This window comes from Massilia sp. 01N417 (genome assembly GCF_056399645.1).
Window position 1 is genome coordinate 1 of record NZ_JBFTRS010000068.1, and the last position, 509, is coordinate 509.

The following is a 509-nucleotide window of genomic DNA, read 5'->3' on the forward strand; positions in this document are numbered from 1 at the left end:
AGCTTGGGAGACAGACGTCGGGTGCTAACGTCCGGCGTCAAGAGGGAAACAACCCAGACCGCCAGCTAAGGTCCCAAAGATTGGCTAAGTGGAAAACGAAGTGGGAAGGCTAAAACAGTCAGGATGTTGGCTTAGAAGCAGCCATCATTTAAAGAAAGCGTAATAGCTCACTGATCGAGTCGTCCTGCGCGGAAGATGTAACGGGGCTAAGCCAGTCACCGAAGCTGCGGATATTTTTCTCTTTGCTTGCATCGAGATCAATATGGTAGGAGAGCGTTCTGTAAGCCTGCGAAGGTGTCTTGTAAAGGATGCTGGAGGTATCAGAAGTGCGAATGCTGACATGAGTAGCGATAAAGAGGGTGAAAAGCCCTCTCGCCGAAAGCCCAAGGTTTCCTGTTCAACGTTCATCGGAGCAGGGTGAGTCGGCCCCTAAGGCGAGGCAGAGATGCGTAGCTGATGGGAAGCAGGTTAATATTCCTGCACCGTCGTATGATGCGATGGGGGGACGG

Annotated in this window: 1 rRNA gene; it reads left to right on the forward strand. The window is 52.1% G+C overall.

The window, feature by feature from the left end:
- Positions 1 to 509 (forward strand): 23S ribosomal RNA (locus AC1DOQ_RS26970); the annotation flags it as partial.